General features: G+C 38.4%; 26 protein-coding genes. 21 read left to right on the top strand and 5 right to left on the bottom strand.

Annotated features, from left to right (window positions below; all coding sequences use genetic code 11):
• Window positions 1–11: 11 nt before the first annotated feature.
• Entirely contained in the window at window positions 12–833 is an 822-nt protein-coding gene (locus CKV67_RS13395; RefSeq protein ID WP_025280110.1) for an SMI1/KNR4 family protein, read from the top strand.
• Between the two features lie 32 nt (window positions 834–865).
• Window positions 866–1852 carry a DUF4003 family protein gene (locus tag CKV67_RS13390; RefSeq protein WP_038408393.1) on the top strand — a complete coding sequence of 329 codons (987 nt, stop codon included), beginning with the start codon at window positions 866–868 and terminating at the stop codon, window positions 1850–1852.
• Between the two features lie 45 nt (window positions 1853–1897).
• Here the strand turns inward: CKV67_RS13390 and CKV67_RS13385 are convergent, their stop codons facing one another.
• The 5 genes from CKV67_RS13385 to CKV67_RS13365 form a co-directional block, all read right to left on the bottom strand.
• Window positions 1898–3229, bottom strand: a complete 1332-nt coding sequence (locus CKV67_RS13385; RefSeq protein WP_014093822.1) for a metallophosphoesterase — start codon at window positions 3227–3229, stop codon at window positions 1898–1900.
• An 85-nt stretch (window positions 3230–3314) separates the two neighbouring features.
• On the bottom strand, window positions 3315–4295 hold the full coding sequence (locus CKV67_RS13380) for a polyprenyl synthetase family protein (RefSeq protein ID WP_014093821.1): 981 nt from the start codon (window positions 4293–4295) through the stop codon (window positions 3315–3317).
• A gap of 21 nt (window positions 4296–4316) precedes the next feature.
• Window positions 4317–4862 (bottom strand): flavinylation system FAD exporter subunit EetB, encoded by a 546-nt coding sequence (gene eetB / locus CKV67_RS13375; protein WP_003720959.1) that lies wholly within the window; start codon window positions 4860–4862, stop codon window positions 4317–4319.
• Window positions 4863–4894: 32 nt separating this feature from the next.
• The gene (gene eetA / locus CKV67_RS13370; protein WP_014093820.1) at window positions 4895–5329 is read right to left on the bottom strand and encodes a flavin-based extracellular electron transfer system protein EetA; all 435 of its coding nucleotides are present in this window, start codon (window positions 5327–5329) and stop codon (window positions 4895–4897) included.
• A gap of 177 nt (window positions 5330–5506) precedes the next feature.
• Window positions 5507–7393, bottom strand: coding sequence for an FAD-dependent oxidoreductase (locus tag CKV67_RS13365; protein ID WP_014093819.1), 1887 nt, complete (start codon window positions 7391–7393; stop codon window positions 5507–5509).
• A 445-nt stretch (window positions 7394–7838) separates the two neighbouring features.
• On the opposite strand from CKV67_RS13365, the gene pplA reads away from it, so the two are divergent.
• From pplA to CKV67_RS13265, 19 genes are all read left to right on the top strand, one after another.
• Window positions 7839–8738: an extracellular electron transfer flavoprotein PplA gene (gene pplA / locus CKV67_RS13360; RefSeq protein ID WP_014093818.1), complete on the top strand. Its 900-nt coding sequence runs from the start codon at window positions 7839–7841 to the stop codon at window positions 8736–8738.
• Window positions 8739–8898: 160 nt separating this feature from the next.
• Window positions 8899–9978 (top strand): FAD:protein FMN transferase, encoded by a 1080-nt coding sequence (locus CKV67_RS13355; RefSeq protein ID WP_014093817.1) that lies wholly within the window; start codon window positions 8899–8901, stop codon window positions 9976–9978.
• Between the two features lie 81 nt (window positions 9979–10059).
• Window positions 10060–11019, top strand: coding sequence for a 1,4-dihydroxy-2-naphthoate polyprenyltransferase (menA, locus tag CKV67_RS13350; RefSeq protein WP_014093816.1), 960 nt, complete (start codon window positions 10060–10062; stop codon window positions 11017–11019).
• A 19-nt stretch (window positions 11020–11038) separates the two neighbouring features.
• Window positions 11039–11839, top strand: coding sequence for an FAD export ECF transporter transmembrane subunit FmnA (gene fmnA, locus CKV67_RS13345; RefSeq protein ID WP_025280108.1), 801 nt, complete (start codon window positions 11039–11041; stop codon window positions 11837–11839).
• Between the two features lie 367 nt (window positions 11840–12206).
• Window positions 12207–12515, top strand: a complete 309-nt coding sequence (rpsJ, locus tag CKV67_RS13335) for a 30S ribosomal protein S10 (protein ID WP_003720954.1) — start codon at window positions 12207–12209, stop codon at window positions 12513–12515.
• 34 nt (window positions 12516–12549) lie between these two features.
• Entirely contained in the window at window positions 12550–13179 is a 630-nt protein-coding gene (gene rplC, locus CKV67_RS13330) for a 50S ribosomal protein L3 (protein ID WP_014093814.1), read from the top strand.
• Between the two features lie 25 nt (window positions 13180–13204).
• Window positions 13205–13828 (top strand): 50S ribosomal protein L4, encoded by a 624-nt coding sequence (gene rplD, locus CKV67_RS13325; RefSeq protein WP_003727695.1) that lies wholly within the window; start codon window positions 13205–13207, stop codon window positions 13826–13828.
• Entirely contained in the window at window positions 13828–14112 is a 285-nt protein-coding gene (rplW, locus tag CKV67_RS13320; protein WP_003728540.1) for a 50S ribosomal protein L23, read from the top strand. The genes rplD and rplW overlap by 1 nt, the downstream gene beginning before the upstream one ends.
• A gap of 40 nt (window positions 14113–14152) precedes the next feature.
• Complete coding sequence (gene rplB / locus CKV67_RS13315; protein ID WP_014093813.1) at window positions 14153–14986, top strand: 50S ribosomal protein L2; 834 nt, start codon at window positions 14153–14155, stop codon at window positions 14984–14986.
• 87 nt (window positions 14987–15073) lie between these two features.
• Window positions 15074–15352, top strand: coding sequence for a 30S ribosomal protein S19 (gene rpsS, locus CKV67_RS13310; protein WP_003720946.1), 279 nt, complete (start codon window positions 15074–15076; stop codon window positions 15350–15352).
• A gap of 20 nt (window positions 15353–15372) precedes the next feature.
• Window positions 15373–15729, top strand: a complete 357-nt coding sequence (rplV, locus tag CKV67_RS13305) for a 50S ribosomal protein L22 (RefSeq protein ID WP_003727697.1) — start codon at window positions 15373–15375, stop codon at window positions 15727–15729.
• Between the two features lie 3 nt (window positions 15730–15732).
• Window positions 15733–16389 carry a 30S ribosomal protein S3 gene (gene rpsC, locus CKV67_RS13300; protein WP_003720944.1) on the top strand — a complete coding sequence of 219 codons (657 nt, stop codon included), beginning with the start codon at window positions 15733–15735 and terminating at the stop codon, window positions 16387–16389.
• 2 nt (window positions 16390–16391) lie between these two features.
• Window positions 16392–16826, top strand: coding sequence for a 50S ribosomal protein L16 (rplP, locus tag CKV67_RS13295; protein WP_003720943.1), 435 nt, complete (start codon window positions 16392–16394; stop codon window positions 16824–16826).
• Entirely contained in the window at window positions 16816–17007 is a 192-nt protein-coding gene (rpmC, locus tag CKV67_RS13290) for a 50S ribosomal protein L29 (RefSeq protein WP_003720942.1), read from the top strand. The genes rplP and rpmC overlap by 11 nt, the downstream gene beginning before the upstream one ends.
• Before the next feature lie 27 nt (window positions 17008–17034).
• Window positions 17035–17298, top strand: coding sequence for a 30S ribosomal protein S17 (gene rpsQ / locus CKV67_RS13285; RefSeq protein WP_003720941.1), 264 nt, complete (start codon window positions 17035–17037; stop codon window positions 17296–17298).
• A 79-nt stretch (window positions 17299–17377) separates the two neighbouring features.
• Window positions 17378–17746: a 50S ribosomal protein L14 gene (gene rplN, locus CKV67_RS13280; RefSeq protein ID WP_003723686.1), complete on the top strand. Its 369-nt coding sequence runs from the start codon at window positions 17378–17380 to the stop codon at window positions 17744–17746.
• A gap of 37 nt (window positions 17747–17783) precedes the next feature.
• Window positions 17784–18095 (top strand): 50S ribosomal protein L24, encoded by a 312-nt coding sequence (rplX, locus tag CKV67_RS13275; protein WP_003720939.1) that lies wholly within the window; start codon window positions 17784–17786, stop codon window positions 18093–18095.
• Window positions 18096–18121: 26 nt separating this feature from the next.
• On the top strand, window positions 18122–18661 hold the full coding sequence (gene rplE / locus CKV67_RS13270) for a 50S ribosomal protein L5 (RefSeq protein ID WP_003720938.1): 540 nt from the start codon (window positions 18122–18124) through the stop codon (window positions 18659–18661).
• A 31-nt stretch (window positions 18662–18692) separates the two neighbouring features.
• Window positions 18693–18878: a type Z 30S ribosomal protein S14 gene (locus tag CKV67_RS13265; protein ID WP_003723684.1), complete on the top strand. Its 186-nt coding sequence runs from the start codon at window positions 18693–18695 to the stop codon at window positions 18876–18878.
• Window positions 18879–18880 lie beyond the last annotated feature (2 nt).

The raw sequence follows: 18880 nt of genomic DNA, 5'->3' as shown, positions 1-18880 counted from the left end.
GGAGGATTAATATGCTATCAACGAGAAAAGCACTGTATTATTTAGATAAAGGTAAAACAAAGGAAGCCATTCAGCTACTTGAACAAGTTTGGAACCAAGAACTAAATCAAACCAATATTAATGATGTTTTTCCAGCAACTGTAATATTAAGTGATGTCCTTTACCAAAATGGTGAGCGGTTTTCAGAAATTTATCAACATTTAACAAATAGTCTTGAGGTTATAAAAGCAAAAAATCTCTCTATTGATGCGTTCAATTATGAACAAGAAAAAGCAAAGCAAATTTTAAAAGAATTAGATGATTTTTTTAGTGAAATAGGTCAGTTTTTTAAAGAAGATAGTCTTAAAGGACTTTGGCAGAAAACTTCTTATAATGAATATCTTGACCTGTATCCAACAGCGCAAAGGGTGGCCGAACTTGAACAAGAATTAGGCTATAAGCTACCGAAATCTTATATTTATTTAATGCGTCATACACAAAATGGAGGACTTGTCAGCCGCGAATATATTGCTACGAAAGAAAGTACATTATGGGCTGAAGATTGTGCTGCAATTACTGGAATAATGGGAATAGGAAGTCGAGCTAGTAGTTCATTAAATGGACACTTTAATACTGATTTTTGGATAAGTGAATGGGGTTATCCGCCAATTGGTTTAGCGATTGCTGATTGTCCTTCAGCTGGGCATGACATGATTTTTCTTGATTACCGGAAATGCGGAAAGCGCGGCGAACCTGAAGTAGTCCACGTCGATCAAGAAAGTGATTATAAGATCACTTGGCTTGCTAAAAACTTTGAATCATTTGTAGACAGTTTATACGTAGAAGAGTACTAAACAACTCAATAAAATATAAAAGGAGTGAAATCATGGATTCTGAATATGTTTTTGAAAGTGAAAAAGCAACAAAGCTATTATTGAAAAATTACGATTTAGTCAAAACAAGCGGTGTGAGTTTTATTGATAAACGTATTCGATTTTTGATTGCTCGTCTTTTTGCAGGGAATAATGACGTGATTAATCCAGAGAAATTCAACGAAATCAACAAAGAAATCAAGCGTCAATTGGGTTTCTTTACGGCACTAAATGGCAATGTTCGAGCTTCTTTAGCCGGACTCTTAATGGCGAATGATAATGCTAGTTCCGAGAGTATCAGCCAAGTCATTTCCAACTACAATACACTAATTGATGCTGGATTTAAACGCACAGAATACACTTATTTTGCTGCCTATTTATTACTAGAAGCTACTGAACCTGCCAAAGTTGCTCGAAAAGCGAAAATAATTCACGAGCTTTTCAAAAAAGACCATCCATTTTTAACAAAAAGTGAAGATGTCACGACCGCGGTTTTCTTAGCTAATTTGCCAGAAGAAGATACGGCGAAATTGGCTTCCATCACAGAATATTATTTTCAAGCCTTTGCAAATAAAGGGTTCCGCAAAAATGATAGTTTGCAATTTTTGGCAACAACAGGAACGCTACTTTATGGCGAAGAAAATAGTGGTTTTATTCGAAAAGTAGATAATGTCGTCGAAGAATTGCGTCGAAAAGGAGTTAAAATCAAACCGCTACACTATTCAAGTATCGGGATTTTAGCGTTTGTGATGGATGGACGGAAAATTGATTCGGGGCTGGTTAATTTAATAGATGAATTATCTCAACAGCCGGGACTGAAATTTGGCCGCGAATTTGTTGTAGCGCTAGCAATAAGTATGTATACGGAAAAACAATCTGGTCAGATGAGTAAAGAACAATTAGAAGGATTAATGGTCAATGTGCATATACTAATCGCAATGGAACAGGCTGCTGCAGCAAGTGAAGCAGCCGGAGCGAGTGCAGCCGCGGCATCAAATTGAAAATAAGAAAAAACCTGGTAGCGAGAAGAACTACCAGGTTTTGTATTACGGACTAACGTAATAATCATTACTTGTTTTTGGTGGATTTGATGTGCTTAATACATAATCTTTCAAAAAAGAATTAGGAGCATTATCCCACAGTGCCATTCCTGCTGATTTTGGTGGAGCGATACCTGCAAAAAAATACATATTATTTAAGCCCATCGTATCGGCCATTTTTTCTTTGTCAGATTGACTATAGGATTTAAAAGAATTGCTCGTCATTAAGTCCACGATTGCTTTGTCATAACCACTATTGTAAAAAGTCTCGTAATCAAACGCAGCGAAATTCAGCAGATTTTTATCCGTTGCGCCATTCTTTTTCGCCCAGCCTTCGATATCTAGTTTTTCCGATTGGTAAGTGAATGTTTCTTTTTCAGCATTATAAGTGATATTACCATACTTATGTGGGTAAACAGATAGCGCATTAGTAACGATGTCCGTAATTTTTTTACCATCTGTACTTTCAGCAGCACGGATGTTTTGCGTATGAATATGCCCACTAAGAGAAAAGTCCATATTGCCCGCGGTAAGTGCATCGATTACTTGTTGATTGTAGTTAATCGTATAGCCTTTTTGGATAACCTCGCTGTGATCGGTTAGATTGTGATGCATCACTGGAATAAGCTTAGCGCCATTTTTCTCAGCAAGAGCACTACATTCTTTAATCCAATCTAGAGTTCCTGCAGTTAATCCGCCTTCCGTTGTTGGTGTACCTTGTTGCATATTTGTTTTGTAAATCGCAGTATCAAGCATCAACAGCCAAACTTTAGATGAAGGGGCAGCTAAATAACTCAGTGAAAAGTCATCGCTAGAAATCGCATCATCATAGCCGAAAGCACCATAAATTTTGCTGAAATCTTTTGGAGTGATCGTATCAGTCGGCAGTTGTTTATCTTTTTCGAATTTACGTGCCCAAGGATTATTGATATCATGATTTCCTGGTACAACAAATACTTGAGTCCCTGTTTTTTCTACGGCAGTAAGTTTTTTAGCTAAACCCTCATGACTAGCTTTCTCGCCATTATTGGTTAAATCACCACTAATAATCAATACATCGGATTTTTGCGCTTTTACGTCATCTAAAAAAGCATCGGTTATTTCCTCACTGTAAGCAAGTTGTTTACCATCACCAGCAGCCACATATTTTTTAAATGCAGCCCCATCATCAGTTAGTGACGAATTAAAATAATGAACATCCGTCGTTTCGACAATCGATAAATCTCGGTCTTTTTCGATGGGGGTAGTAATCTCTTCTGTTTTCGCATTCCCTGAACTACATGCAACTAAAAAACAGGCTAAAAGTAGAGGTATGGCTATCTTAAAAAATCGAATCACGTTCATCACGCTTTCATGTTTGTATTTTCACAATTAAAGGTGAAATTTAGAACAAAACTCGCTAAAGAGAGATGTTCTAAATAAGTTAAATATCTCGGTCTAAGATACTTTTTGTTAAGCGATACATATCATCACGATAGGCACCAGTTGGTAACTTTTTAATCTCGCGAAGAGCTTTGTTCGTATACTTATTTGCGAGTTTAAACGCTAGTTCGACACCATTATATTTAGAAATAAGTGCTAAAACTTGTTCAGATGCAGCGTCAGACATAGCTAGTTTTTGTGAAAGAAGTGGTTCGAATTCTGCCAAATGCCCTTTCATTGCATAAATCAGCGGCAGAGAATAAATTCCTTGTTTCATATCATTTAAAACGGGTTTTCCTAGACCTTGATCAGTACTTGTATAATCAAGCACATCATCAATAATTTGAAAAGCCATGCCAAGATAGTGCCCGATATTATAACATTTAGCGACAGTCATTCGTGAAGCTTTACTACCAGTAGCGCCAGAATAACAACTAAGAGCAAAAAGTTGAGCTGTTTTACCAGAAATTCGTGCTAAATATTCACGCACAGTTACATCCATTTTGTAGCTTGTACGCATTTGATCCAGTTCGCCCATCAATATTTTTTCGATATTTTTACTATTAAATTCGATATTCTCGACAGAAGAGGCATGCGCAGATAAGATTTTAAAACAAATACAAAATAGATAGTCGCCAGTGTAGACCGCGTAATTTCGGCCATATTTAGAGTGGATTGTTGGAATACCTCGGCGAAGAGGAGAATCATCCACGACATCATCATGGATTAGTGTAGCCATATGAAGAACTTCTAACGCTGCTGCAATCGAAACGGCGCGGTCTTTATCAAAATCAGGACCAGCTTGAGCCGAAAGTAGTGCAAAAGCAGGGCGAAGTAATTTCCCGCCAGCATGAATCAAATCTTTTACATTTTTCTCCACATGTTTATCGCGAATTTGAATATTTTTTTCAATTGTTTGTAAAACTTCTTTTAAATCATCGGAAAGAGCAGGATAATCATCCCACATAGCATGAAGTTGCATATTGAACTCCTTTTAAAAAAATTATTTTGGTGTTGCTGCTTGATTTTGTTTTGCATCAGCGAACATGCGCAAAGTTTGAACATTTTTCAGCAAGTAGTTTGCCGCAATTCCTACTGCAATTCCAGAAAGAATTCCGATAAATGATAGTACTGGTAAGTAAAGCATAACCGACCAAGTACCTGCAATCCAACTTGCGATAACGAGCTGACCGACATTATGCAAAATTCCGCCGGTAACACTAACTCCGATGATACTAACACGTTTCGGTCCAAGTTGTTGTACTAGCCACATACCGAGAAAACTCAAGATAGCTCCCGCAGCGCTATACATAAATGTGGAAATGGTTCCACCAAGCAAAGTCGATAATACGAGTCTAATACAAATAATCATAAACGTATCTTTGGCTGATAACGTATAGAGTGAAATACAAGTAATAATATTAGCAAGCCCAAGTTTCGCTCCAGGTGCAAATGCAAATGGAAACGGAATCGCACGTTCCAGCAAACTTATAACAACTGCTTGTGCAGCAAGTAGCGCTATATATACTAATCGTCTGTTTTTTGTCATAGAAACACTTTCCTATCTATTTGAGGATAAGGTCAGGAAGAGATAATCGGCTCATCTGAATCGCCTGAACTCCCATCACTCGTTTTTACTTCTATTACTAATTTATGCGGCAGGCAAACGACTGTATCTCCTTGTTTGTCAATGGCACCGGTTCGAACGCAAACTTGATCATTACAGTTCGCTTTACTAATTCGAATCTTTTCCCCAGAAACTTCAATCGTGTTAGAGTGACCATCTGGCTGTTCTACGTCGAAACTCTCTGTACCTTTATGCCCAGTGAGCTTAACTGTTTTGTACTCCTTGCTATCAACCGAAATAACGGCGACAAGCTCTGTTTTTCCACTGGCAGGAGGAGGATCATTAGCTTTAACATACGAAAAAATAGCAATTGGCAAAAAGGAAAGCACACAAAGAGATAAAATAATAATAATATCCCAACGTTTTACCATATATAAATATTTCTTCACCGTCTTGCCTCCTTCGCAAATGTCATATCCCAATCCTATTTTAAAGGATAATCTCTAAATATAATAGGAAAAAGTTCAAAAAACGAACAAATAATAAAAACGGAAGCACCTCCTATGCCAAAAATGGCTTTTGGATGCACTCCCGATTTCTTATTTTTAAAAATACTAGTTGTTATTTTATTTGTCTCTATAAACGGACTTCGGCTTACCGTACCACCAATGACCAAGATGTTTTTGGAACCAAGGAACAGCCCAGTAATCAAGACCAAATGTACGACCAGCGCCATTTAGAAGTGCGATAGAAGCTGGTAACGCCCAGAATTTGTCCCAACCAAGCATAGCGCTTAGAGTGAACATTACTAGGAATCCGGCGCTTCCGATACTTACAAGCCAAGTGAATAAACCAACGACCATAGCAAGACCAATTGCAAGTTCAACAAAAGGAACTACTTTTTGCATGACTAGTGCAACATCAAGGTTTGGCATTAGAAGTTTCATAATCCATTCAAACCAACCAGGCATATGGCTAAGAATTGGTGTAGTTACGTTTGTTGCAGCCGCACCAGCAGCATCTCCGGCAGCTTGACTTGCACCAGATGTAGCAGCAGTTTGCAACCATTCGAATGGCATTTTAGAAGTTGTTGCAGTTAACCAAGAATCAGAACCAATACCATTAAATAATGGTTTTAAATTCGTAATACTTACTTTATCCCAAGTTGTTTCGCCGTAGATTTTAGAAAGAGCTTCGTCAATCCAGAACCAACCTAGATAAACACGTAATGGAAGTGTCCAAAGTACGTTACCGTAACGAGAAGTCCAGCCACGGAAAATATTGCGGTGGTCTTTAATGTGGAAGAATTCATGCATGATATATTGCCACATGTAATATCCACTACGAATCCCAAAGAAGTAATAAAGGTTAACCATATGTTTCATTAAAATAGCGAACCAACCAGAAAGGTGCATTCCACCAAGGTGAGCAACCCCGTACTTAGCTCCAATAGAAACCATAACTCCGTGGTATTTACCTTGGAAGGGTTCTTTTTCGCCTGTACCGCTCATTTCAACGATGATACTTTTCGCTGCAGTCAATGCAGTTTGTTCAGCGCCTTCAACGATTTGTGGTGTTGGTTTGCCTTCTTCATCTTCAAAGTAAGCAAGGTCACCAACGACATATACGTCTTTAAGACCTTCTGCTTCCATATATTGATTTACTTTCAAACGTCCTGCACGAGCAGATTCCATGCCGTAATCTTTTGTATCAGAGTTAGCACGAACGCCAGCAGTCCAGATTAATGTACTCGTTGGAATTTCTTCGCCAGATTTAAGAACGATGCTGTCAGGTTTAACCTCAACAATGGCAGCGTTTTTCATGATTTCAATGCCTTTTTTAACCATGTAACGTTCTGCTTTGTCAGCGTCTCTTCTTTCTAGCATGTTAAGAATTGTTGGAGCAGCTTCTACTACAACTAATTTAATTTCAGAAGGATCAATCTTGTTGTCTTTTGCTAAACGAGTTTTCCATTCTAAAAGTTCCCCAACCATTTCGATGCCTGTAAATCCAGATCCGCAAACAACAAATGATAACATTGCTTTACGTTTTTCAACATCTTGTTCAAGAGAAGCTTTCGTTACAGTTTCTTCAATATGTTTGCGTAACTTAACAGAATCTTCCCAAGACCAAAGTGTGAAACCATTTTCGCTTACACCAGGTGTTCCGAAGTCATTAGGTTCGCCGCCCATACCAAGTACTAGATAATCAAATGGATAGCTTCCGTGTTCAGTTGTTACAATCTTTTTATCATGATCTACATGTGTCACGTTATCAGTTACAAGATTAACCTTTGTTCTATTAAACAAACGACGCAAATCATATTGAACTGCTGTTGGTTCAACGCGACCGCCAGCAACTTCATGAAGTTCAGTCATCATTGTATGGTACGAATGACGATCGATTAATGTAATATTAACGTCTTTGTCTTTCTTGTATTTCTTAGCTAATTTCTTAGCAGCGTGTACACCTGCATATCCTGCCCCAATTAAAACGATATTCTTTTCAGGCATATGCTTCCTGAACTCCTTGTAAGTTTATTCACAAAAATAAAATGAGTCCAAAATTCCCCACAGTATTAATATAACCTATCATAGTTTAACAGAAACCTACTACTAATGTCTAGATACTATAGAACAATTCTAATCTAAAAAGTGAAAAATAGGACTTTATGCAAATAAGATAAAATTAAGCAGTTATAAAGTCCTTGTTTTATCTAGGTTTTTCGACATTTTTGTTTGCAATTTGCCTGAGAAATGATGGTTTTACTACTGCTTTATCCATCAATAGTCATTATTTAGAAAATTAGATAAATTATGTCTTTAGAATTACAGTAGACAAAAGCGAGCGCTGATGGTATCATTTGTATTGTAAAAGTGATATCGCTTTCGCAGACTATCCGTTTGTGTTCACGTTATCACAATCAACGTTTTAATAAAACAAAAGGTGGGAGCAAATATGAAATTGAAAAAAGTAGCAATGGGTATTACCGTAGTAATGGCTTCAAGTTTATTACTAGTAGGTTGCGGTAGTAACGACGACAGCAGCAAAGATAAGAAGGACACAGACACAAAGCAAACAGAAACAAAGAAAACAGCAAAAACTGACGGTACTATGACTGACGGTACTTACAAATTAGAAGAAAAAAATTACGATGACAATGGCTGGAAAGCATTTATGTCTATCGAAGTGAAAGATGGCAAAATTACAAAAGCTAACTACGATTACAAAAATAAAGATGGTAAATTAAAATCTGAAGATGCAGACTACGAAAAAGCAATGAAAGACAAAGTAGGAACTGGTCCTCAAGAATACTTGAAACAACTAAGTGATTCTTTAGTTAAAAATCAAGCAGCTGCATCGGTAGAAGTAGTTTCAGGAGCAACTCATTCTTCTGACGCTTTCATCAACTATGCTAACCAATTAATCCAAGCGGCTCAAAAAGCTGATACAACTACAATCTCCATCAACAACTTAGCTAAAATGGAAGATGGAACTTACAAATTAGAAGAACAAAATTACGCACATGGTTACCGCGCAGTCTTCAACATGGAAGTAAAAGATGGTAAAATCACTAAATCTGACTATAACTATGTAGACAAAGATGGCAAACTTAAAACGGACGATGCTGACTATGAGAAAAATATGAAAGCTAAATCTGGTACTGGTCCACAAGAATATATCCCAGCACTTAACAAATCTCTTGTAGACAAACAAAACGCTGGTGAAGTAGACACGGTTTCTGGTGCTACTGAATCTTCTAACCAATTCAAAATCTACGCTGCACAACTTGAAAATGCCGCTCAAAATGGCGACACTGATACAATCAAAGTGTACAACCTAGTAGAAGCTGAATAAATTTCGCAAAGAAACGTACAAACTGGCTGGCCCATATTTTTGGGCTAGCCGATTTTTTTATCGAAAAACAAGGAATTACCCCATTTTACTGTAGATTTATTCCTGTAATTACGCTATAGTTATTCAAGTAAAGATCATGATTAGAAAGGTGTAAAAGCTAATGAAAAAATGGAAAATGATACTTTCAATAATGATGTTGGCGCTTATTGTGTCGGCTTGCGGAAACACCAAAGAGGAAACGACGAAAGAACCAAGCGATTCGAAAAACTTAATGGATCAACCATACTCAAAAACGGACTTCCTTATGGGAACAGTTGTTACACTAAAGATTTACGATAAAGACAAAGAAGCAGTTCTTGATAAAGGTTTTGATCGAATTAAAGAACTAGCTGCTAAAATTACTACAAGTGATTCCGGAAAAACATCCGAAGTAGATAAAATTAATGAACAAGCTGGGAAGAAACCAGTAAAAGTTTCAGATGATATCTACTACTTAATTCAAGAAGGTCTTAAGTACTCGGAGAATTCTGGCGGTAGCTTTGATATTACTATTGGTCCGCTAACTTCTTTATGGCATATTGGTTTTTCTGATGCACGCAAACCTTCGCAAGCAGAAATCGATGCAGTTTTACCTTTAATTAACTACAAAGATGTTACAATGAACGACAAAGACAAAACAGTTTATCTTGAAAAAGAAGGAATGGAACTAGATTTAGGGGCGATTGCTAAAGGTTACATTACGGATGAAACACTAAAAGTATTTAAAGAGAATAAAGTAACGACTTCGATTATTGATTTAGGTGGAAATATTTACGTTCAGGGGAATAACCCCAATGGCAACAAATGGAATGTTGGTATTCAAGATCCGTTTTCCCCACGCGGTAGTGTGATTGGGAAACTTCCAGAATCTAACATGTCGATTGTTACGTCGGGTATTTATGAACGCTATTTAGAAGTGGACGGAAAAACCTATCACCATATTTTAGATCCGAAAACAGGTTATCCGTTCGACAACGACATCGCGGGTGTTTCCATAGTGTCTAAAAAATCAATCGACGGCGACGGTTTATCCACTGCTACCTTCTCCAAAGGGATTAAAGGAGGAATGGACTACATCGAGCAATTCAAAGGTGTAGACGCAATTTTCATTAGTAAAGATAAGAAAGTATACGAAACATCCGGATTGAAAGGGCAATTCGAATTAACAGATAAAAATTTCGAAATGGACACATTGAAATAAAACTATTTAATATAGAAGAAAGTGGGCGGGATTTTTCTTGAACCTGCTCACTTTATGTCAGAAAGGGGTTAAAAAGGGATTATGTCGATTCCGTCTTTTCTAAAATTAGTGGAAATCCAAACTAAGATTGCTAGCGTATTCCCGTTTATGTTAGGAACACTGTTTGTTGTCTATCAATACGATTTGTTCAAACCCGTTAATACACTAATATTTTTTGGTTCTATGTTAATATTTGATTTGACGACAACGGCAATAAATAATTATATGGATTACCGCAAAGCGACAGATAATCATGATTACGATTATCGGACGACGAGTAATGTTATTGGACAAGAGCGGATTTCTGAACGAACAGTTATCATCACAATTTTTCTAATGTTTTTTATCGCAACAGGATTAGGTGTGTGGCTAGTTGTTCGGACTGATTTACTCGTGCTTTTAATCGGCTTTGTTTGTTTTTGTATAGGGATTCTATATACATTTGGTCCAGTACCGCTTTCTCGTATGCCGCTCGGTGAAATTTTTTCCGGAGTAACGATGGGATTTGGGATTTTCTTTCTTGCTGTTTATGTCAACGCCTATGATGCTGGAATTGCTAATTTACTGTGGCAAGGAGAAATGATAACTATTCAGTTCAATTTAATAGAAATCATTCGAATAGGTGTGGTATCCTTACCGTGTATTTTCACGATTGCGAATATCATGTTGGCGAATAATTTGTGTGATTTAGACGAAGATATTCGAAACCATCGTTACACACTTCCTTATTATATAGGTAGAAAAATGGGCATCGTTTTATTTAACGGTTTGTATTATGCATCATTTGTAGCAGTAATAGTTTCGGTTATAGTTGGTTTCTTGCATCCTATCATGCTGCTTTCGCTGCTGGTAGCCTATCCAGTTTATCGCAATTTAGTTCAATTCAATAAAGAGCAAGTGAAGTCAAAAACGTTTGTCATTGGAATTCGCAACTTTGTGTTGATTAATGCAACTTTGACAATCTTGATGGCAGTGAGTGTTGCACTTCAGCAATTGGTTTGAATAAAGGGGGCTTCTTTGGATGATAGAAAAATTAATATTAGGTCGTTTTGTTCCAGGGGAGTCCTTGATTCATGGTCTTGATGCTCGAACAAAGCTACTCGCAGGCTTTTATTATATTGGTATTTTATTTTTGGCGAATAACTGGTGGACATATGCTTTAATGGTTCTGTTCACGCTAATGGTTATTCAAATGACTGGAATTAAATTAAAAGTATTCATTAAAGGTGTTAAGCCGTTAATTTGGTTAATTTTATTTACGGTGGTTATGCAAATTTTATTTACAAGTGGCGGTACAATTTTCTTTGACTGGGGTCCGTTTACGATCTCATCATTTGGTCTTTTAAATGGGATATTTGTATTTTTACGATTTGTACTAATTATTATGATGTCGACAGTAATCACATTAACTACAACACCAATGAATTTAACTGATGCAATTGCGTATATCCTTCGACCTTTCGCCGTCTTAAAAGTGCCGGTGAATGACATTGCGTTAATGATCTCGGTAGCGCTGCGTTTTATACCGACACTTATGGGTGAAACAGACAAGATTATGAAAGCTCAGCGTGCGCGTGGTGTGGACTTTGGTGAGGGCAATTTATTCGAACAAATGAAAGTTGTAGTCCCAATTTTTATTCCGCTATTCGTCAGTTCTTTTAATCGGGCAGAAGAATTAGCTGATGCAATGGAAGCAAGAGGATATCGAGGCGGCGAGGGAAGAACTCGTTATCGAATATCGCACTGGCATATAGGTGATTTGATTGCTGGTCTCGTAATGGTTCTTTTAACGATAGGTTTGATAGTATTGCGAACAACATAAAAACATCCGGATTTTTAACGGGTTTTTTTTTTTTTTTTTTTTTTGTGTGGGGTAAAATTCTTATCTAGAGCTATTTTTCACTATACTCATCTCTTATTTCTTCTATATAATAGCTCCGATAAAAATAACTTAAAACTTTTTTTGAAAAGCGGTTGATTACTATACCTAACCCGTGTATAATAGATAAAGTGCAAATGGATAGGCATTGGTCTGCCCTTTTGGCAACGAGCACCCCGGTATTGCCGGGAATGCCCATGTGATGAAGTGAAAGGTTGCTGACACACCCGGCCGCTTTGCCATGGCGGATGTTCAGGTAATTTTCACGGAGAATGTCTACTTTAAAAGTAGGCGAAAAGGAGGGAAAGTAATGGCAAAACAAAAAATTCGTATTCGTTTAAAAGCGTATGATCACCGTATTTTGGATCAATCAGCAGAAAAGATTGTAGAAACAGCGAAACGCTCAGGTGCTTCCGTATCTGGTCCGATTCCACTTCCAACAGAGAAGTCAATCTACACAGTCTTACGTGCGGTCCACAAATATAAAGATTCTCGTGAGCAATTCGAAATGCGTACACACAAACGTTTAATCGACATCGTTAATCCAACACCACAAACAGTTGATAGCTTGATGCGTTTAGACTTACCAAGCGGTGTGGACATCGAAATCAAACTATAATAAGAATATATTAAATTAACAGGAGGTGTGACTCATGACCAAAGGAATCTTAGGTAGAAAAGTAGGGATGACACAAGTTTTCACTGAAAACGGCGAACTTATTCCAGTAACAGTTATCGAAGCAGCACAAAACGTGGTACTTCAAAAGAAAACTGTTGAAACTGATGGCTACGAAGCTGTACAAATTGGTTTCGAAGATAAGAGAGCAAAATTGTCAAACAAACCCGAACAAGGTCATGTAGCAAAAGCCAATACTACTCCTAAGCGCTTCATTCGCGAATTCCGCGATGTAAACTTAGACGAGTATGAGATTGGTTCAGAAGTAAAAGTAGACGTATTCGCAGAAGGTGACATCATCGACGCGACAGGCGTATCGAAAGGTAAAGGATTCCAAGGTGTTATTAAACGCCACGGACAATCACGCGGCCCTATGGCCCATGGTTCCCGTTACCATCGTCGCCCAGGTTCAATGGGTCCAGTAGCACCTAACCGTGTTTTCAAAAATAAACTACTTCCAGGTCGTATGGGTGGGGAACAAATCACTATCCAAAACCTAGAAATCGTTAAAGTAGACGTTGAAAAGAACGTTCTTTTAGTAAAAGGAAACGTTCCAGGCGCTAAAAAAGCATTAGTTCAAATTAAAACTGCTACTAAAGCAAAATAATTTATTTGGAAAGGAGGACTAACGAATGCCAAAATTAAGCTTACTTAAACAAGATGGAACAAACGCTGGCGAAATTACTTTAAACGACACTGTTTTCGGTATCGAACCAAATGAAAAAGTTGTTGTTGATGTGATTTTGAGCCAACGTGCATCCCTACGTCAAGGGACTCATAAAGTGAAAAATCGTTCAGAAGTACGTGGTGGCGGACGTAAACCATGGCGTCAAAAAGGTACAGGTCGTGCCCGTCAAGGTTCAATCCGTTCCCCACAATGGCGTGGCGGTGGTGTCGTATTCGGCCCAACACCTCGTTCATATGCTTACAAGTTACCTAAGAAAGTTCGTCGTTTAGCGATTAAATCAATTCTTTCTTCTAAAGTAAATGAAGAAAAATTAGTTGTACTTGAAGGTTTAACTTTCGATGCTCCTAAAACAAAAGAATTTGCGGCTTTTCTTAAAAATATCTCTGTAGATACTAAGGCACTAATCGTAGTTGCTGGTGAAAGTGAAAATGTAGAATTATCTGCACGCAACTTACAAGGCATTACAGTTATTCCAGCTGAAAGTATCTCAGTACTAGAAGTTGCTAAACATGATAAGTTAATTATCACTAAAGCAGCTGTCGAAAAAGTAGAGGAGGTGCTCGCATAATGGATGCACGCGACATCATTAAGCGCCCAGTTGTAACTGAAGAATCTACAAGCATTCTCGACGATAAGAAATATACATTTGAAGTAGATACTCGCGCAACTAAAACGCAAGTAAAATACGCAATTGAAGAAATTTTCGACGTAAAAGTTGCTAAAGTAAACGTAATGAATTACAAAGGTAAACTGAAACGTATGGGCCGTTATGCAGGTTACACTAACAAACGCCGTAAAGCGATTGTTACTGTTACAGCTGACAGCAAAGAAATTCAATTCTTTGAAGTATAATTCGACTAACTTTAAATAAATCTAACGAGGAGGGGAAACAATGGCGATCAAAAAGTATAAACCTACCACAAACGGGCGCCGGCATATGACTAGTTCAGATTTTGCTGAGATTACTACAAGTACTCCAGAAAAATCTTTACTACGTCCTCTTAAAAAGAAAGCCGGACGCAATAACCAAGGTAAGTTAACTGTTCGTCATCACGGCGGTGGCCATAAACGCCAATACCGCGTGATTGATTTCAAACGTAACAAAGATGGTATTCCAGGACGCGTTGCAACGATCGAGTACGATCCAAACCGTTCTGCTAATATTGCTTTAATCAACTATGCTGATGGAGAAAAACGCTACATCATCGCAGCAAAAGGCCTTGAAGTAGGTCAAACAATTTATTCAGGAGCAGAAGCCGACATCAAAATCGGTAATGCACTAGAATTAAAAGATATTCCAGTGGGTACTGTTATCCACAATATCGAAATGAAACCTGGTAAAGGTGGTCAATTAGTACGTTCAGCTGGAACAAGTGCTCAAGTGCTTGGTAAAGAAGGCAAATACGTATTAATCCGCTTAAACTCTGGTGAAGTTCGTATGATCCTTTCCACTTGTCGCGCTACAATCGGTCAAGTTGGTAATGAACAACACGAACTTATCAACATCGGTAAAGCAGGTCGTTCACGTTGGATGGGTAAACGCCCAACTGTTCGTGGATCTGTAATGAACCCGAACGATCACCCACACGGTGGTGGTGAAGGTAAAGCTCCAATCGGCCGTAAATCGCCAATGTCTCCATGGGGTAAACCAACTCTTGGATACAAAACACGTAAGAAAAATAACAACTCCGATAAATTTATCGTGCGTCGTCGTAAGAAAAAATAATCGGATTAATAGATTGAATAAAATTGGTAGCAGGATAGCGAGGACATGCGTTCTCAGCTTCCTGACTATGCGAAGGGAGGTTCCGTCATGGGTCGTAGTTTGAAAAAAGGACCTTTTGTTGATGACCACTTGATGAAGAAAGTGGAAGCAGCAGCAGAAAGCGAAAAGAAACAAGTTATTAAAACTTGGTCTCGTCGCTCCACGATTTTCCCAACTTTTGTTGGACAAACAATCGCAGTATATGATGGACGTAAACACGTTCCTGTTTATGTTCAAGAAGATATGGTAGGACACAAACTGGGCGAATTCGCACCAACTCGTACGTACCGCGGTCATGCGGGCGACGATAAAAAAACTAAACGCTAATTTGAGAGGAGGATATCCTAATGGCAAGTGAAGTTACAAGCGCAAAAGCCGTTGCCAAAACGGTTCGTATTGCTCCTCGCAAAGCTAGAATCGTCATTGATTTAATTCGAGGCAAGCAAGTTGGCGAAGCAATTGCAATCTTGAAGTATACTCCAAGATCAGCTTCCCCAATTATTGAAAAAGTATTAAAATCCGCTATTGCTAACGCAGAGCATAACTATGATTTAGACATTAACAACCTTGTAGTAGAGGAAGCATTTGTTGACGAAGGTCCAACACTTAAACGTTTCCGTCCACGTGCACAAGGTCGTGCAAGTGCAATTAACAAACGTACTAGCCACATTACAGTTGTGGTATCTGAAGTGAAGGAGGGATAATTCGTGGGTCAAAAAGTACATCCAATAGGTATGCGTATCGGTGTCATCCGTGATTGGGACTCCAAATGGTACGCGGAAAAAGATTATGCGGACTTCTTACATGAAGATTTACGCATCCGTGATTATGTTGCAAAACGTCTATCTGACGCTTCTGTTTCTCGTGTAGAAATCGAACGTGCAGCTAACCGTGTGAATATCACTATTCATACTGCTAAACCTGGTATGGTTATCGGTAAAGGTGGTTCAGAAGTTGAAGCATTACGCAAAAACTTAAACGAACTTACTCAAAAACGTGTTCATATCAACATCGTAGAAATTAAACGTGCTGACCTAGACGCAAAATTGGTTGCTGAAAATATCGCTCGTCAATTGGAAGGTCGTGTATCTTTCCGTCGTGCGCAAAAACAAGCTATCCAACGTACTATGCGTGCTGGAGCAAAAGGTATCAAAACTCAAGTATCTGGTCGTCTTGGCGGAGCGGATATCGCTCGTGCTGAACACTATAGCGAAGGAACAGTACCTCTTCATACATTGCGTGCCGATATCGACTACGCATGGGAAGAAGCTGACACAACTTATGGTAAATTAGGCGTAAAAGTCTGGATCTACCGTGGTGAAGTCCTTCCTACGAAGAAAAACAATGTGGAAGGAGGAAAATAATAATGTTAGTTCCTAAACGTGTAAAATACCGTCGTGAATTCCGCGGAAACATGCGTGGACGCGCGAAAGGCGGAACTGAAGTTGCATTTGGTGAATACGGTCTTCAAGCAGTTGAAGCTTCTTGGATTACAAACCGTCAAATCGAAGCAGCTCGTATCGCAATGACTCGTTACATGAAACGTGGCGGTAAAGTTTGGATTAAAATTTTCCCTCATAAATCTTACACTTCTAAACCAATCGGGGTTCGGATGGGTAAAGGTAAAGGTGCTCCGGAAGGTTGGGTAAGCCCAGTTAAACGTGGCAAAATTATGTTTGAAATCGCAGGTGTACCTGAAGATGTAGCGCGTGAAGCATTACGTCTAGCAGCACATAAACTGCCGGTCAAAACTAAGATCGTTAAACGTGAAGAAATTGGTGGTGAAGCAAATGAAAGCTAATGATATCCGTGATTTATCCACTACCGAAATCCAAGATCAAGAAAAAGCTTTGAAAGAAGAGCTCTTCAACCTGCGCTTTCAATTAGCTACTGGTCAATTAGAAAACACCGCACGTATTCGTGAGGTTCGTAAAGCAATTGCCCGTATGAAAACAATCGTCAGGGAAAGAGAACTTGCTTAAAAAAGAATCGTAAGGAGGTTTTAATACATGGCTGACCGTAACCAACGTAAAGTTTATACTGGTCGTGTTGTATCCGACAAAATGGATAAAACAATTACCGTGGTTGTTGAAACGTACAAGAAACATGGTTTGTACGGTAAACGCGTGAAGTATTCTAAAAAATTCAAAGCGCATGATGAAAATAACATTGCAAAAACTGGCGATGTAGTTCGTATTTCCGAAACTCGTCCATTGTCTGCAACTAAACATTTCCGTTTACTAGAAGTTGTAGAAGAAGCAGTAATTATCTAAATCAAAAGTTAAAAATAGATTGTGAAGAGTTGCCGAGTGCAATTTTTCCGACCCGTTATTCTGGAAGGAGGGTGTCCTAATGATTCAACAAGAAAGTCGTATGAAAGTGGCTGATAACTCTGGCGCACGTGAAGTGTTAACAATTAAAGTGCTAGGTGGATCAGGACGCAAAACTGCTAACATTGGTGATGTTGTCGTGTGTACCGTTAAACAAGCAACACCAGGCGGCGTTGTCAAAAAAGGTGAAGTTGTTAAAGCAGTAATCGTTCGTACTAAGAGTGGAGCACGTCGTCAAGACGGTTCTTACATCAAGTTTGATGAAAATGCATGTGTCATTATCCGTGACGATAAAAGTCCTCGTGGAACACGTATTTTTGGACCTGTTGCTCGCGAACTTCGTGAAAACAACTTTATGAAGATCGTTTCTTTAGCTCCAGAAGTTCTTTAAAAAATAAGTTCCAAGAAATCAAGGAGGTGCTATACCAATGCATGTCAAAAAAGGTGATAAAGTAAAAGTTATTACTGGTAAAGATAAAGGCAAATCCGGCAAAGTGCTCGCAGCATTTCCGAAAAAGGACCGCGTACTTATTGAAGGAATTAATATGGTTAAAAAACATACAAAACCTTCCAACATCAACCCGCAAGGCGGAATCTTGAATGTTGAAGCACCAATCCATGTTTCAAACGTAATGCTAATTGACCCTAAAACAGGCGAACCTACTCGTGTAGGCTACGAAGTTAAAGGCGATAAGAAAGTACGCGTAGCAAAAAAATCCGGTGAAGTAATAGATAAATAATAGTCGTAGGAAGGAGGGAATATTACATGAATCGCCTTAAAGATCAATATCTTAAGGAAATTGTTCCTGCTTTAATGAGCAAATTCAATTATGACTCCGTAATGGAGGTTCCAAAAATAGATAAAATCGTAATCAACACTGGTGTTGGTGACGCTACAGCAAATGCAAAAGTTTTAGACAGTGCAGTTGAGGAGTTAGCTCTTATCACTGGTCAAAAACCTGTAATTACAAAAGCAAAAAATTCTATCGCTGGTTTCCGTCTTCGTGAAGGAATGCCAATCGGTGCTAAAGTAACTTTACGTGGTGAACGCATGTATGATTTCTTAGATAAATTAGTTACTGTTTCACTTCCACGTGTTCGTGACTTCCGTGGTGTATCGAAAAAAGCTTTCGATGGCCGTGGTAACTATACGTTGGGTGTAAGAGAGCAACTTATTTTCCCTGAAATTGATTACGATCAAGTATCAAAAGTGCGCGGTATGGACGTAGTAATCGTTACAACTGCCAAAAGTGATGAAGAATCTCATGAGTTACTTACTCAACTAGGGATGCCATTTCAAAAGTAATCAAAATTAATTTTAGTAGGGAGGCGTAAACGTGGCTAAGAAATCAATGATCGCGAAGCAAAAACGCACACCAAAATACGCTGTTCAAGCATATACTCGTTGTGAACGTTGTGGTCGTCCACATTCCGTTATTCGCAAATTTAAATTATGCCGTATTTGTTTCCGTGAACTTGCCTATAAAGGTCAAATTCCCGGCGTGAAAAAAGCAAGCTGGTAAGA

The organism is Listeria ivanovii subsp. ivanovii (genome assembly GCF_900187025.1).
In the GTDB taxonomy this organism is placed as follows: Bacteria; Bacillota; Bacilli; order Lactobacillales; family Listeriaceae; genus Listeria; species Listeria ivanovii.
Note: the sequence above shows the minus strand (reverse complement) of the source record. Positions and strands in the feature narration are given on the sequence as shown.

Bases quoted from the DNA above. Each gene is read 5' to 3' on its own strand.
- rplV (WP_003727697.1), top strand. From the start codon at position 15,373: ATGGCAAGTGAAGTTACAAGCGCAAAAGCCGTTGCCAAAACGGTTCGT.
- rplX (WP_003720939.1), top strand. From the start codon at position 17,784: ATGCATGTCAAAAAAGGTGATAAAGTAAAAGTTATTACTGGTAAAGAT.
- rpsS (WP_003720946.1), top strand. From the start codon at position 15,074: ATGGGTCGTAGTTTGAAAAAAGGACCTTTTGTTGATGACCACTTGATG.
- fmnA (WP_025280108.1), top strand. From the start codon at position 11,039: ATGATAGAAAAATTAATATTAGGTCGTTTTGTTCCAGGGGAGTCCTTG.
- rplW (WP_003728540.1), top strand. From the start codon at position 13,828: ATGGATGCACGCGACATCATTAAGCGCCCAGTTGTAACTGAAGAATCT.
- rplB (WP_014093813.1), top strand. From the start codon at position 14,153: ATGGCGATCAAAAAGTATAAACCTACCACAAACGGGCGCCGGCATATG.
- rpmC (WP_003720942.1), top strand. From the start codon at position 16,816: ATGAAAGCTAATGATATCCGTGATTTATCCACTACCGAAATCCAAGAT.
- rplN (WP_003723686.1), top strand. From the start codon at position 17,378: ATGATTCAACAAGAAAGTCGTATGAAAGTGGCTGATAACTCTGGCGCA.
- CKV67_RS13390 (WP_038408393.1), top strand. From the start codon at position 866: ATGGATTCTGAATATGTTTTTGAAAGTGAAAAAGCAACAAAGCTATTA.
- eetB (WP_003720959.1), bottom strand. From the start codon at position 4,862: ATGACAAAAAACAGACGATTAGTATATATAGCGCTACTTGCTGCACAA.
- CKV67_RS13395 (WP_025280110.1), top strand. From the start codon at position 12: ATGCTATCAACGAGAAAAGCACTGTATTATTTAGATAAAGGTAAAACA.
- rplP (WP_003720943.1), top strand. From the start codon at position 16,392: ATGTTAGTTCCTAAACGTGTAAAATACCGTCGTGAATTCCGCGGAAAC.
- CKV67_RS13355 (WP_014093817.1), top strand. From the start codon at position 8,899: ATGAAAAAATGGAAAATGATACTTTCAATAATGATGTTGGCGCTTATT.
- pplA (WP_014093818.1), top strand. From the start codon at position 7,839: ATGAAATTGAAAAAAGTAGCAATGGGTATTACCGTAGTAATGGCTTCA.
- CKV67_RS13365 (WP_014093819.1), bottom strand. From the start codon at position 7,393: ATGCCTGAAAAGAATATCGTTTTAATTGGGGCAGGATATGCAGGTGTA.
- rpsJ (WP_003720954.1), top strand. From the start codon at position 12,207: ATGGCAAAACAAAAAATTCGTATTCGTTTAAAAGCGTATGATCACCGT.
- rplD (WP_003727695.1), top strand. From the start codon at position 13,205: ATGCCAAAATTAAGCTTACTTAAACAAGATGGAACAAACGCTGGCGAA.
- rplE (WP_003720938.1), top strand. From the start codon at position 18,122: ATGAATCGCCTTAAAGATCAATATCTTAAGGAAATTGTTCCTGCTTTA.
- CKV67_RS13380 (WP_014093821.1), bottom strand. From the start codon at position 4,295: ATGCAACTTCATGCTATGTGGGATGATTATCCTGCTCTTTCCGATGAT.
- menA (WP_014093816.1), top strand. From the start codon at position 10,060: ATGTCGATTCCGTCTTTTCTAAAATTAGTGGAAATCCAAACTAAGATT.
- rplC (WP_014093814.1), top strand. From the start codon at position 12,550: ATGACCAAAGGAATCTTAGGTAGAAAAGTAGGGATGACACAAGTTTTC.
- rpsQ (WP_003720941.1), top strand. From the start codon at position 17,035: ATGGCTGACCGTAACCAACGTAAAGTTTATACTGGTCGTGTTGTATCC.